The organism is Mesorhizobium sp. M4A.F.Ca.ET.020.02.1.1, from assembly GCF_004022645.1.
Taxonomy (GTDB): domain Bacteria; phylum Pseudomonadota; class Alphaproteobacteria; order Rhizobiales; family Rhizobiaceae; genus Mesorhizobium.
On sequence record NZ_RZOI01001404.1, the window covers coordinates 1 to 437 of the forward strand.

The window sequence follows — 437 nt, forward strand, 5'->3', positions numbered from 1 at the left end:
GTATTCAACTTGCCCGCCGCTCGGCGGCGTCGCAAAAACAGACCGCGGCCCTTACCCGCACCATGGCTGAAGCCGGCACGGCGACGGCAGCCGATGTCGCCAAGGCCATGGGACAGGCAGCGAGCACCGAGGCCGACGTGCCGACGCTGGAGGCAAGCTATGCCGAGGCGGTGCACCGTCTTTCCGTCCTCACCGGACGGCCGCCGGCGGCTCTGAACGACAGGCTGAAGCGTGGCGCGCCTATTCCCGCGCCTCGCCTGCCGGTGCCGGCCGGCATTCCCGCCGATATCCTGCTTGCCCGCCCCGACGTGCGCCTGGCGGAGCGGCAATACGCTCAGTACACCGCCAGGATCGGCCAGGCCGAGGCGGCCCGCTATCCGAGCGTCAGCTTGACCGGGAACATCGACACCTCGGCCCTCAGGCTCGGCGATCTCGGC

1 protein-coding gene is annotated in these 437 nt (G+C 70.3%); it reads left to right on the forward strand.

What is annotated here, in order from left to right; translation table 11 throughout:
* A partial coding sequence (locus EN742_RS37390; RefSeq protein ID WP_189375787.1) for a TolC family protein occupies window positions 1–437 on the forward strand: 437 nt, incomplete at both ends.